12 protein-coding genes are annotated in these 11,583 nt (G+C 61.4%); 5 read left to right on the top strand and 7 right to left on the bottom strand.

The annotated features are described in order from the left end of the window. Positions 1-49: 49 nt before the first annotated feature. The gene (locus ACI77H_RS24015; RefSeq protein WP_407014144.1) at positions 50-748 is read left to right on the top strand and encodes a DNA-3-methyladenine glycosylase; all 699 of its coding nucleotides are present in this window, start codon (positions 50-52) and stop codon (positions 746-748) included. A 192-nt stretch (positions 749-940) separates the two neighbouring features. After that, a complete protein-coding gene (locus ACI77H_RS24010; protein WP_407014143.1) occupies positions 941-2,257 on the top strand; it encodes a bifunctional DedA family/phosphatase PAP2 family protein in 1,317 nt (438 codons plus the stop codon). Positions 2,258-2,269: 12 nt separating this feature from the next. On the opposite strand, the gene ACI77H_RS24005 is transcribed toward ACI77H_RS24010, so the two are convergent. Genes ACI77H_RS24005 through ACI77H_RS23995 form a run of 3 tightly spaced genes read right to left on the bottom strand, consistent with a single transcriptional unit; the run spans position 2,270 to position 3,934 of the window. Next, positions 2,270-2,848, bottom strand: coding sequence for an LON peptidase substrate-binding domain-containing protein (locus tag ACI77H_RS24005; protein ID WP_407014142.1), 579 nt, complete (start codon positions 2,846-2,848; stop codon positions 2,270-2,272). A gap of 10 nt (positions 2,849-2,858) precedes the next feature. Next, positions 2,859-3,575, bottom strand: coding sequence for an LrgB family protein (locus ACI77H_RS24000; protein WP_084319699.1), 717 nt, complete (start codon positions 3,573-3,575; stop codon positions 2,859-2,861). Continuing rightward, positions 3,572-3,934, bottom strand: a complete 363-nt coding sequence (locus ACI77H_RS23995) for a CidA/LrgA family protein (protein WP_150630363.1) — start codon at positions 3,932-3,934, stop codon at positions 3,572-3,574. Before ACI77H_RS23995 ends, ACI77H_RS24000 begins: the two co-directional genes overlap by 4 nt. A gap of 183 nt (positions 3,935-4,117) precedes the next feature. On the opposite strand from ACI77H_RS23995, the gene ACI77H_RS23990 reads away from it, so the two are divergent. The 3 genes from ACI77H_RS23990 (at position 4,118) to ACI77H_RS23980 (ending at position 7,064) form a co-directional block, all read left to right on the top strand. Next, complete coding sequence (locus tag ACI77H_RS23990; protein WP_084319697.1) at positions 4,118-4,573, top strand: MaoC family dehydratase; 456 nt, start codon at positions 4,118-4,120, stop codon at positions 4,571-4,573. A 103-nt stretch (positions 4,574-4,676) separates the two neighbouring features. Beyond that, the gene (locus tag ACI77H_RS23985) at positions 4,677-6,395 is read left to right on the top strand and encodes a C13 family peptidase (RefSeq protein WP_407014141.1); all 1,719 of its coding nucleotides are present in this window, start codon (positions 4,677-4,679) and stop codon (positions 6,393-6,395) included. A gap of 27 nt (positions 6,396-6,422) precedes the next feature. Continuing rightward, on the top strand, positions 6,423-7,064 hold the full coding sequence (locus tag ACI77H_RS23980) for an oxidoreductase (RefSeq protein ID WP_407014140.1): 642 nt from the start codon (positions 6,423-6,425) through the stop codon (positions 7,062-7,064). A 141-nt stretch (positions 7,065-7,205) separates the two neighbouring features. Here the strand turns inward: ACI77H_RS23980 and ACI77H_RS23975 are convergent, their stop codons facing one another. The 4 genes from ACI77H_RS23975 to ACI77H_RS23960 all read right to left on the bottom strand — a co-directional run bounded on the left by ACI77H_RS23975 (position 7,206) and on the right by ACI77H_RS23960 (position 11,560). Beyond that, positions 7,206-7,490 carry a YceK/YidQ family lipoprotein gene (locus tag ACI77H_RS23975; protein ID WP_407014139.1) on the bottom strand — a complete coding sequence of 95 codons (285 nt, stop codon included), beginning with the start codon at positions 7,488-7,490 and terminating at the stop codon, positions 7,206-7,208. Further along, positions 7,483-8,115, bottom strand: coding sequence for a flavin prenyltransferase UbiX (gene ubiX, locus ACI77H_RS23970; protein ID WP_407014138.1), 633 nt, complete (start codon positions 8,113-8,115; stop codon positions 7,483-7,485). Before ubiX ends, ACI77H_RS23975 begins: the two co-directional genes overlap by 8 nt. Next, the gene (gene mpl / locus ACI77H_RS23965; RefSeq protein ID WP_407014137.1) at positions 8,112-9,461 is read right to left on the bottom strand and encodes a UDP-N-acetylmuramate:L-alanyl-gamma-D-glutamyl-meso-diaminopimelate ligase; all 1,350 of its coding nucleotides are present in this window, start codon (positions 9,459-9,461) and stop codon (positions 8,112-8,114) included. The genes ubiX and mpl overlap by 4 nt, the downstream gene beginning before the upstream one ends. 185 nt (positions 9,462-9,646) lie before the next feature. Next, complete coding sequence (locus ACI77H_RS23960) at positions 9,647-11,560, bottom strand: sigma-54-dependent Fis family transcriptional regulator (protein ID WP_407014136.1); 1,914 nt, start codon at positions 11,558-11,560, stop codon at positions 9,647-9,649. Positions 11,561-11,583 lie beyond the last annotated feature (23 nt).

The raw sequence follows: 11,583 nt of genomic DNA, 5'->3' as shown, positions 1-11,583 counted from the left end.
CAAATTGTTATCATCACGGCTCAATCAGCTTCGATAAATGCCGCTCATCATGTCCAACCTGAGTGTTCGCGCGACAACTGCCGGCCAGCCCACCGGGCTCCCAGACGCGTTTTTCAACCGGGATGCGCAAACGCTGGCCCGGGATTTACTCGGCAAAGTCATCCGGCATCGGGTCGGCGAGCTGTGGCTCAGCGCCCGGATCATCGAGACCGAAGCCTATTATTTCGAAGAAAAAGGCAGTCATGCCTCTCTCGGCTACACGGAAAAGCGTAAGGCTTTGTTTCTGGATGGCGGCCACATCTATATGTATTACGCCCGAGGCGGCGATTCCCTGAACTTCAGCGCCCAAGGTCCGGGCAATGCGGTTTTGATCAAATCCGCTTATCCGTGGGTCGATGAATTGAGCGGCCCGGCAAGCCTGGCGCAGATGCTGTTGAACAATCCCGATGCCCAGGGCCGCCCTCGCCCGTCGCAAAAACTCTGCGCAGGGCAAACGCTGCTGTGCAAGGCACTGGGTTTGAAGGTACCGGTATGGGACGCCAAGCGCTTTGATCACGAAGTGCTGCTGGTGGAGGATGTCGGCCCGGCGCCGGGTCACATCATTCAAACCACCCGTCTGGGCATTCCTCATGGGCGCGATGAGCATCTGATGTACCGCTTCGTCGATGCGGCTTACGCGCCGTATTGCACGCGGAACCCGCTGCGGCGGGGACAGGTCGAAGGTCGCGATTATTTTGTGCTGACATGAACAATCAAAGAACTTGAAGCCTTCGCAATCCCTGTGGGAGCGGGCTTGCCCGCGATGAGGCCATGCAGGCTGATATCAATGTCGCCTGTTATACCGCTATCGCGGGCAAGCCCGCTCCCACAGGATTCAATTGTGCTTCGAGATGTGCGCGGGTCCACGGGGACCATTTGAATATTCAATGGAGTTGTATTTATGGGCCCATGGCTCGATAGCGTGACCGGATGGCTGACGGTCAACCCGCAATGGCTGGCCGCCGCAGTATTCATAGTGGCCTTCGTGGAGTGCCTGGCGATTGCCGGTTTGATCGTGCCCGGCACGGTGTTGCTGTTTGCCGTCGCCGTGCTGGCCGGCAGCGGCGCGCTATCGCTGAGCGAAACCTTGCTGCTGGGATTCGTCGCCGGCGTGCTGGGCGACATCGTTTCGTACTTTGTGGGGCGCCATTTCCATCAGAACATCCGCCGCCTGCCTGGCCTGCGCCATCACCCGGAATGGATCGCCGGCGCCGAGGCTTACTTCCAACGGTATGGCATCGCCAGCCTGCTGGTCGGACGTTTCATCGGGCCACTGCGACCGATGCTACCGATGGTCGCCGGGATGTTCGACATGCCCTTCCCGCGCTTCGTCGCCGTCAGCCTGCTGGCCGCCGCCGGGTGGAGCGTCGCCTATCTGCTGCCTGGCTGGGCCACGGGCGCGGCGATTCGCTTGCCATTGCCGGAGGGTTTCTGGCCTGAGGCCGGGATTGTCGCGGGCAGTATCGCGGTGATGGTCGGCCTGAGCGCGACCAGCAGCCTGCGCCGTCATCGCAAGGCTACGATGTTGATTGCCGGCATGAGCCTGCTGATTCTGGCCGGATTATTCATCGGCTACCCGCACCTCACCGCGCTCGATCAGGGCGTGATGACCCTGGTGCAGGAACACCGCAGCGCGATGCTCGATGAAGTGGCAGTGACTTTCACGCTGATCGGCGAATTCCGCAACATGCTGCTGTTCAGCACCCTGCTGACCGCTTTGCTGCTGCTGACCCGACAATGGCGCCAGGCGATTTTCGCTGGCAGCACCCTGCTCGTCACCGCACTCGGCAACACCGCCACCAAACAGTTTTTCGCCCGCGTGCGCCCGGAGGTTCTAAGTGATCCGCTGGTCAGCTACAGCATGCCCAGCGGTCACGCTTCGGGTTCGTTTGCGCTGTTTCTGACACTCGCCGTTCTGGCCGGTCGCGGGCAACCGCCGCGCATGCGCCTGACCTGGTTGCTGGTGGGTTGCTTGCCAGCGCTGGCGATTGCCTTGTCGCGCGTCTACCTCGGCGCGCACTGGCCAACGGATGTGCTGGCCGGTGCCATGTTGGCGGCGTGTGTCTGTGCGGCGAGCCTGGGGCTGATCCAGCGCCAGACCCCGCTCAATGCCATGCCACCCAAGGTCTGGTGGCTGGTGTTGCCGGCGATGGTGACGTTATTCGGGTTCTTCGCACTGCGACATCTGCCCCACGCGATGTTGCGATACGCCTACTGATCAGGCGAACAACTAACCCTGCAATTCATCCAGCAGCGCCTGGATCGCATCCAGTCGTTGCTGCGGATCGTCGAGTTGCAGCAGGTCGATCTTGTCCACTTCGGCGAACGGCAACAGGTACGCCAACTGATTGGCCAGCGACTGTTGCCCGGTCGCTTCAGTACCCATGTTCAGCGCTTCGACCATCGGGTGTTCCGCCAGGGCCTTGAGCAGCGCGACGAGGTCGGCGTCTTCATCCTGCAACGGTTGCTCCGGCTCGTCTTCCAGCCACTCGACCTCGGCGACGATCAGTTGATCGCGCTGAACCTCGGTGCGCAACACGCGGAAACGCCGTCCGCCCTGCACGCGAATACCCAGCAATCCGTTGTCCTGTTGCTTGAAATCGGTGATCAGCGCTTCACAGCCGACCAGTGCATAACCTGCCGGAGCGATGCCGACCTCTTCACCGTCAAGGATGCACACCACACCAAAACCGCCGCCCTGCTTCATGCAGCGGCTGATCATGTCCAGGTAGCGCGCCTCGAATATCTGCAAATCAAGTATGCAGCCAGGAAACAGCACCGTGTTCAGCGGAAAAAGCGGCAAGCTCATAGACATTTCCTTACACCACCATCGACACCGCCAACGGCAGGAACACCGCTGTGGCCACGCCCATCAGACTCATCGCCAGCGCCGCAAAGGCGCCGCACTCTTCACTTTCCTGCATCGCGACTGCCGTGCCCACCGCGTGGGCAGTCATGCCTAATGCCATGCCGCGCGCCTCGGGACTGTGGACGCCGAGCCGGTTCAACAGGCTCGGCCCGAAGATCGCGCCGATCACGCCGGTGATCAACACAAACACCGCCGCCAACGCCGCGACACCACCGATCTGCTCGGCCACCAGCATGGCGATCGGCGAGGTCACTGATTTCGGCGCCATGGTCATCAGGATCATGTGCTCGGCACCGAACGACCAGCCCAGCAACACGCCCATGCCGGTGGCGACGACACCGCCTATCACCAGCGTAGTAAATATCGGCCAGAACAACTGCCGAATACGCCGCAGGTTGAGGTAAAGCGGCACGGCCAGCGCAACGGTGGCCGGGCCGAGCAAAATACTGAGGATCTCGGTGCTCTTGCGGTACTCGGCGTAGGTCAGGCCGCAGCCCACCAAAACGCCAATCACCAGCAACATGGAAACCAGCACCGGCTGCAGAAAGATCCAGCGGGTTTTCTCGAACGCCGCCAGCACCAGCTGATAGGCGCCGAGGGTGATGCCGATGCCGAACAACGGATGATGAATCACCGACGCCCAGGCGCCTTGCCAGTCGAAAATCATTGCGAGTCCTCGCGGTGCGCGTGGCGCTTGACCATGCGCTGCATCAGCACGCCGGCGAACGCCATGGACAGCAGCAGCGACAACACCAGTGCGCCGACGATAGCCCAGAAGTCCGCAGCAATGTCCTTGGCGTAAACCATCACGCCCACGGCCGGCGGCACCAGCAGCAACGGCAGATACCGCAGCAGGCTGCCGGCCGCCAGGCTCAGCGGTTCGCCGACCTGGCCACGGCTGATCAGGTACACCAGCAGAAGCAGCAAGCCAATGATCGGCCCCGGCAGCACCGGCAAAAACAAATGGTTGATGGCGGTGCCCAGCAATTGGAACAGCACCAGCCAGGTCAGGCCACGTAACAACATCCGTCCTCTCCCCCGAAAAATCGCGCCCGGCATTATAAGCATGCCAACGCTATAGACCGGCATTCGCCAAAAGCATGGTCAGTTGACCGGAGCAATTTGCCATGTTGATCTAAAGTGGTTATCCGGGAGGTCAAATCCCCCCACCTCAAAACTATAAAACCGATGAACCCAAGGAGAGTCTCAATGCCCTATGTTCCCGTTGCAGAGCTCAAAGATTATGTCGGCAAGGAACTTGGACGTTCCGAATGGCTCACCATCGATCAGGAGCGCATCAACCTGTTCGCCGAAGCCACGGGGGACTATCAGTTCATCCACGTCGACCCGGTCAAAGCCGCGCAAACGCCATTTGGCAGCACCATTGCCCACGGTTTCCTGTCGCTGTCGCTGATCCCGAAACTGATGGAAGACATCCTGATCCTGCCTGAAGGGGCAAAGATGGTGGTCAACTATGGTCTGGATAGCGTTCGTTTCATCCAGCCAGTGAAGGTCAATTCCAGGGTTCGCCTCAAGGTCGACATGAACGAAGTCACCGAGAAGAAACCCGGCCAATGGCTGCTCAAAGCCACCGCCACGCTCGAGATCGAAGGTTCGGACAAACCGGCCTACATCGCCGAGCCGTTGTCACTCTGCTTCGTGTAGATCCGCCCGGATGCGAAGCAGCTCACGCTGTTTCGCGACCTCTCTCTATATCTAAGTCATAGAGCTGCGGCATACTCGGTCGCCTAATTGCCCGGATCCCGCTATGCGCTCACTTGCACTCATTGCCTTGACCCTGATGCTCACCGCTTGCGGCGACGGCGAATCGCTGTTGCCGCCCGATGCGCGCCTGCCGGACGGCGGACGCTATCGCGGCGACCTGGTCAACGGACTGCTGCAAGGCCAGGGTCGCGTCGACTATCCGAACGGCAGCTGGTACGCCGGCAGTTTCGACAAGGGCCAATGGCACGGCCAGGGCGAATGGCACGGCAGCAACGGCGAGGTGTATCGCGGCAATTTCAACCTGGGACTGTTCGACGGCCAGGGCACACTGAACACCAGCGGCAGCAGCTACACCGGCGGCTTCAAGGCGGGTCGACGTGAAGGCGAAGGCACCCTCAAAGAAAATGGCATGACCTACCGCGGCGAATTCAAGGCCGATCAATATTCAGGGCTCGGACGTCTGGAACTCGAAGACGGCAGTTCGTATCAAGGTCAATTCGCCCATGGCAAGCCCAACGGCGAAGGCCAGCGCGGCGACGCCAGCGGCAATCAGTTCACCGGGCATTTCAAGGACGGTCAGCTGGAAGGCAACGGGACGTTCAACAGCGCTGATGGCGATATCTACGTCGGCGGCTTCAAAAACAACCAACTGCATGGCAAGGGCCGCTACGAAAACGCCGATGGCGATGTCTGGCTCGGCCAGTTCAAGGAAGGCTCGCTGAACGGCAAGGGCGAGCTGATCGGCGCCGATGGCAGCCACTACATCGGCCAGTTCAGCGATTGGCGCTTCACCGGTCAGGGCCGATTGAACTTGCCCGACGGCAGCTTCTACATCGGCCAGTTCGACGGCGACAGTTATCAGGGTCGCGGCACACTGGTGCTGACCGATGGCACCGTGCAGAGCGGCACGTGGATCAATGGCCAGCGCGTACGCGACGCCGACGGCAAGCTGCTGCCCGATAGCCTCGAACTCGGCTTGCTGGCCCAGGGCCGCTTGCTCGAAGACGCACTGGCCAATGTGCCGGCTTCGACCCCGGCGATCGAGTTGTACACCCTGACCCTCGGCGGTGACGGCAAGCAGAGCGTGTTTCTGCGCGAATCCGATTACGTCAGCAACATGCTCACCAGCCGCTTCGGTGCGTTTGGCCAGATCCGTCTGGTGAACCATCGCGACCACCTCGTCGACCGGCCGATGGCCACCCGGGAGAACCTGCGCCGCGCGGCGCTGACGCTGGCCGAGCGCAGCGGCCCGGAAGATCTGATCTTTATCTACCTGACCAGCCACGGCACCAGCGAACACGAACTGGTGCTCGATCAGCCGCGCATGGAACTGTCCGACCTGCCGGCCGACGAACTCGCTGCGGTACTCTCTCCGTTGAAAAACCGCGACAAGATCATCGTGATTTCGTCCTGCTACTCCGGTGGCTTCATCCCCGCCCTCAAGGACGAACGCACCCTGATCATGACGGCCTCGCGCGCCGACCGCGTGTCCTTCGGGTGCTCGGAAGAAGCCAACTTCACCTACTTCGGCGATGCGCTGTTTGCCCAGGCCCTGAATCAGACCGACGATCTCGAACAAGCCTTCAAGCTGGCCAAGGCCACCGTGGCCGAGCGGGAACTGGCGGACAGCTTCGAAGCCTCCGAACCGCAAATCTGGGCCCCGAAAACCGTACTCTCCCACTGGCAGCTGTTACGCAAACAGCAGGCACGAAAAGCGCTACAAAGTGTCTCTATCAGCAGCAAAGATGCAAACAGCAACTAAGCTGAACAGTATCAAGGGGGAAACACTATGTACTTGACGCCTCAGCATGTATTGCTTGCCGGAGCTACCGGGTTAACCGGTGAACATTTGCTTGATCGGCTGCTCAACGAGCCCACGATCACGCGCGTATTGGCCCCCTCACGCCGACCACTGGCCGAGCATCCGCACCTGGAAAACCCGGTCGGCGACCCGGCGGTGTTCCTGCCGCAACTGAACGGGCGCGTTGACATCGCCTACTGCTGCCTCGGCACCACGATCAAACAGGCCGGCTCGGAACAGGCTTTCCGCGCAGTCGACCTGGACATGGTGGTGGCCTTCTCCAAACGGGCGAGGGAAATGGGCGCACGGCACTTGATCGTGATCAGCGCCCTGGGTGCTGATCGCAGGTCCTCGGTTTTCTACAACCGGGTCAAAGGCGAGATGGAATACGCATTGCGCGCACAAGACTGGCCACAACTGACCATTTGTCGACCTTCGGTGCTGTTGGGTGAACGCCTCGAACCGCGTTTGGCCGAGCAGTTTGCCGGGCCGTTGTCCCGCCTGATCCCTGGCAAATATCGCGGCATCGAAGCCTGCCAACTGGCCCGGGCGATGTGGCGGCTGGCGCTGGAAGAACAGGACGGGGTGCGGATTGTCGAGTCCGACGAGTTGCGCAAGCTAGGCAAATAAATCTCTAGCGTCTGCAATGACGCCTGGCGGGCAAGCCCGCTCCCACAGGTTTCATGACGCACCCAACATTGGCGAACGACCTCAATCCTGTGGGAGCGTGGCTTGCCCGCAAAGGCCACGACGCCGATCTATCGCCAAACGCTACAACCCGCCCGTCGCCTGAAAACTCACCCCGATCACCGTCAGCACCGACAACGGCAACAACAGCGTATCCAGCAAAGCACTGGCCGGCAGATCGACACCCGGATAGCTCGGCGCCTCTGCCCCAAAACGATCCATCGCGCAGCAACCGCCATTCATTGCGTACAAATCCAGACGCGTCCCCGCATACACCACCGGCGCCCCCGGCTTGGCAGCATCCAGCGTGCGTGCCGTGGCGCAGCCCGCCAGTTGCAGCGCCAGCACGATCATCAGCAGCTTATTCATCGCTGGTCAGATGGTGTTCGCCCCAACGCGGCAGCATGTCTTGTGGAATGTTCAGCAGGTTGAGAATCCGTGCCACCACGAAGTCGATCAGGTCGTCGATGGTTTGCGGCTGATGATAGAAGCCAGGCGATGCCGGCAAAATGGTCACGCCCATGTTCGACAACTTAAGCATGTGTTCCAGATGAATGCTCGAATACGGCGCTTCACGTGGCACCAGAATCAGCTGGCGACGCTCCTTAAGCGTGACGTCAGCGGCGCGCTCGATCAGGTTGTTGCAGGCACCGGTGGCAATGGCCGACAGCGTGCCGGTCGAACACGGCACGACCACCATCGCCGACGGTGCACCGGAGCCCGAGGCTACCGGCGACATCCAGTCTTCCTTGCCGTACACCCGAATCTGCCCGGCGGCAGCGCCGGTGTATTCGCTGAGGAAGGCCTGCATCATCTGGGTTTTCGGCGGCAGCGTGACGTCAGTCTCGGTGGCCATCACCAGTTGCGCAGCCTTGGAGATCAGGAAGTGCACCTCGCGGTCTTCACGAATCAGGCAGTCCAGCAGGCGCAAACCGTACTGGGCGCCCGACGCGCCGGTCATCGCCAGCGTGATGCGTTCCGGGCCGTTGTTCATTTAAGCGCCTCGGCGAGTTTGCCGTGGAGGCCGCCGAAGCCGCCGTTGCTCATGATCACCACGTGAGTGCCGGGCTGCGCCTGGCTCTTCACGCGGTCGATGATGCCTTCCAGCGAATCGCTGACAATCGACGGCACCGTACACAGCGCCGCGGTCGCGCCCAGATCCCAACCGAGGTTGGCCGGCGCGTACCAGATCACCTGATCGGCATCGACCACGCTTTCCGGCAAACCGTCGCGGTGCGCGCCGAGCTTCATGGAGTTGGAGCGCGGCTCGATGATGGCGATCAACGGCGCATCGCCAATGCGTTTACGCAAGCCGTCGAGGGTCGTGGCGATGGCCGTCGGGTGGTGAGCGAAGTCGTCGTAGATGGTGATGCCACGGACTTCGGCGACTTTCTCCATCCGGCGCTTCACGCTTTTGAACGCGCTCAATGCAGTGATGCCCATCGACGGCACAACACCGACGTGGCGCGCTGCCGCCAAGGTGGCCAACGCGTTGGCGACGTTGTGCTGACCGGTCATGTCCCACTCGACCACGCCCTGAGCGACGCCTTCGAACATCACCTCGAACTTCGAACCGTCCTCGCTCAGCAATTTGACCTGCCACTGACCGCCAGCGCCGGTGGTTTGCACCGGGGTCCAGCAACCCATTTCAATCACGCGCAGCAAAGCCGGTTCGGTGGTCGGGTGGATCACCAGGCCTTCACTCGGGATAGTCCGCACCAAATGGTGGAACTGTCGCTCGATGGCTGGCAGATCGGGGAAGATGTCAGCGTGATCGAACTCCAGGTTGTTCAGGATCGCCGTACGCGGGCGGTAGTGAACGAATTTGGAGCGTTTGTCGAAGAACGCACTGTCGTACTCGTCGGCTTCGATCACGAAGAACGGCGTACCGCCCAGACGCGCCGACACCGAGAAATTCTGCGGCACGCCGCCGATCAGGAAACCGGGGCTCATGCCCGCATGCTCCAGCACCCAGGCGAGCATGCTGCTGGTGGTGGTCTTGCCGTGCGTGCCGGCGACAGCCAGCACCCAGCGACCTTGCAGCACGTGGTCGGCCAGCCATTGCGGGCCGGAGACGTAAGGCAGGCCTTTGTTCAGTACGTATTCAACCGCCGGATTACCACGGGACATGGCGTTGCCGATGACCACCAGGTCCGGCGCGGGATCGAGCTGGGCGGGATCGTAGCCTTGGGTCAATTCAATGCCCTGCGCCTCAAGCTGAGTGCTCATGGGCGGATAGACGTTGGCATCGGAGCCGGTCACGTGATGGCCCAGCTCTTTGGCCAGAACCGCCATCGAACCCATGAAAGTGCCGCAGATACCAAGAATATGAATGTGCATTAGTCGACCTCGTAAACATGGCCGCAGGTTAGCGTAGGGAGGCGAAAATCGCACCTTGTGTTTCGGATCTCACGGACGCCAATCGCGGGCAAGCCCGCTCCCACAGGTCTTGCGCCATGCCTGAATGTTGTGAACAACATAAGTCCTGTGGGAGCGGGCTTGCCCGCGATTGGTCGCGACGCGGTTTACCGGGCGATCCCGTGCTTTCGCAGCTTTCGATAAAGGGTATTGCGGCTGACACCAAGCTGTTCAGCGGTATGCGTCATATGCCAGCGCGTCTGTTCCAGCGCGTTCAACAACGCGAGACGCTCGGCATCATCCAAGGGGTGTTCGCAAGGCTGTTCAACGGCAACAACCGGCATCGGTCGCGCCTGCCGAATCATTGCCGGCAAATCGTCCAGGCCGATCCGCCCGCCGTCACACAACGCCGCCAGGGTGCGCAGCACGTTGCGCAACTGCCGCACGTTCCCCGGCCACGCAAAGCCCAGCAATGCCTGACGGGCCGGACCGTCGATCAGTACGCTTTCAACGCCCGCCTCTTCGGCCAGCAGAAAATCCAGCAACTGCGATTTGTCACTGCGGTCACGCAACGCCGGCAATGCAATCTCCAGCCCATTGAGGCGGTAATACAAATCCTCGCGGAAGCTGCCGTCCTGCACCCGTTCCAGAAGATTACGGTGAGTGGCGCTGATGATCCGCACGTTGACCGATTCCGGCTCGCCACCAATCGGCACGACCTGACGGTCCTCCAACACTCTTAACAGTCGCGTCTGCAACGCCAGCGGCATGTCGCCGATTTCATCGAGAAACAAGGTCCCGCCATCCGCCTGCTGCAACTTGCCGCGCATGCCTTCCTTGCGTGCGCCGGTGAAGCTGCCGCCGCGATAGCCGAACAGTTCACTCTCGATCAAGCTTTCCGGGATCGCCGCGCAATTGAGCGCAACGAAGGCTTTTTCGGCCCGCTGACTGGCCTGATGCACCGCTTTGGCAAAGGCCTCCTTGCCGGACCCGGTTTCGCCGTTGATCAACAGCGGCACATCGCGTTCGAAGACGCGCAGGGATTTGCGGAAGTCTTCCTGCAACCCCGTGTCGCCCAGACAGATGCCCGACAGTCGCGCCGGTGCGGCAATGACCTGGCTTGGCACCACCGGCACCGGAATGCTGCGCGGCTGACCGCGCAACACGGCAAACAGGCTCCGCCCGTCGCGGGTGCGCAGCGGCCAACTGGCGCTGGCATTGACACTCGCGCGACCGAGCAACTGATCCAGCGAACAATCGAAAAACGCTTCCACCGGTTTGCCCAGCAGCCCGCCGCGAATGTGCCCCAGCAGGTTCAACGCGCTCTGATTGACCGCACTGATCCGCCCTTCCCCGTCGAACGCCAGCAGCCCTTCGCTGAACAACCCGACGGATTCCGCCTGCAGGTGAAAACGCAGCAACCATTGGTTGTCGAAGTAGCGCAGGAAATAGCAGCTCTCAATCATCTTCGCCGACAGATTGACCAGCGCCATGGTGTGGAACTGACTTTGCCGCGAGACCTCGTGCCGTGCCGAGGACACATCGAGCACGGCCAGTAATTCACCGTGCGGATCGAACACCGGGCTCGCCGAGCAGGTCAGGCCGGTGTGACGGCCGCGAAAGTGTTCGTCCTGGTGGATGGTCAGCGACTGGCGTTCCACCAGGCAGGTGCCGATGCCGTTGGTGCCTTCGCAGGCCTCGCTCCAGTCGGCGCCGAGCCAGAGCCCGGCGCGTTCGAAAATCTTCCGTTCGGCGGGTGCGGTCACACAATTGAGGATCACCCCGCGCGCATCCGTCAGCAGCACCGCGTGGCCGGCACCGGAAAGTTGCTGATGCAGACTGCTCATTTCATTGCCGGCGATGTGCAGCACTTGCTGCAAGCGTTCGCGGCTTTCGAGGACGCGACCATGCTCCAGCACCGTCGGCGCCATGGTCAGGGCCGGGTCGAGGTGATAGTCCTCGAGACAACGCAGCCAGGAACGGGCAATCGACGGATCGCTGCCAGGACCGTGCAGGTGGGATTTGCCTTGGGTCACCGTCAGCACTTGCTGGGCATGGCGACTCAAATGGTTGTCGTGCATTTCTTATTATTCTCCCCGGGGCT

The sequence above is a fragment of the Pseudomonas sp. O230 genome (assembly GCF_045447035.1).
Taxonomy (GTDB): Bacteria; Pseudomonadota; Gammaproteobacteria; order Pseudomonadales; family Pseudomonadaceae; genus Aquipseudomonas.
Note: the sequence above shows the minus strand (reverse complement) of the source record. Positions and strands in the feature narration are given on the sequence as shown.

Coding starts and splice junctions, on each gene's coding strand:
- ACI77H_RS24005 (WP_407014142.1), bottom strand. CDS start 2,848: ATGAGCTTGCCGCTTTTTCCGCTGAACACGGTGCTGTTTCCTGGCTGC.
- ACI77H_RS23980 (WP_407014140.1), top strand. CDS start 6,423: ATGTACTTGACGCCTCAGCATGTATTGCTTGCCGGAGCTACCGGGTTA.
- ACI77H_RS23995 (WP_150630363.1), bottom strand. CDS start 3,934: ATGTTGTTACGTGGCCTGACCTGGCTGGTGCTGTTCCAATTGCTGGGC.
- ACI77H_RS23985 (WP_407014141.1), top strand. CDS start 4,677: ATGCGCTCACTTGCACTCATTGCCTTGACCCTGATGCTCACCGCTTGC.
- ACI77H_RS23960 (WP_407014136.1), bottom strand. CDS start 11,560: ATGCACGACAACCATTTGAGTCGCCATGCCCAGCAAGTGCTGACGGTG.
- ACI77H_RS23975 (WP_407014139.1), bottom strand. CDS start 7,490: ATGAATAAGCTGCTGATGATCGTGCTGGCGCTGCAACTGGCGGGCTGC.
- ACI77H_RS24000 (WP_084319699.1), bottom strand. CDS start 3,575: ATGATTTTCGACTGGCAAGGCGCCTGGGCGTCGGTGATTCATCATCCG.
- ACI77H_RS23990 (WP_084319697.1), top strand. CDS start 4,118: ATGCCCTATGTTCCCGTTGCAGAGCTCAAAGATTATGTCGGCAAGGAA.
- ubiX (WP_407014138.1), bottom strand. CDS start 8,115: ATGAACAACGGCCCGGAACGCATCACGCTGGCGATGACCGGCGCGTCG.
- ACI77H_RS24010 (WP_407014143.1), top strand. CDS start 941: ATGGGCCCATGGCTCGATAGCGTGACCGGATGGCTGACGGTCAACCCG.
- mpl (WP_407014137.1), bottom strand. CDS start 9,461: ATGCACATTCATATTCTTGGTATCTGCGGCACTTTCATGGGTTCGATG.
- ACI77H_RS24015 (WP_407014144.1), top strand. CDS start 50: ATGTCCAACCTGAGTGTTCGCGCGACAACTGCCGGCCAGCCCACCGGG.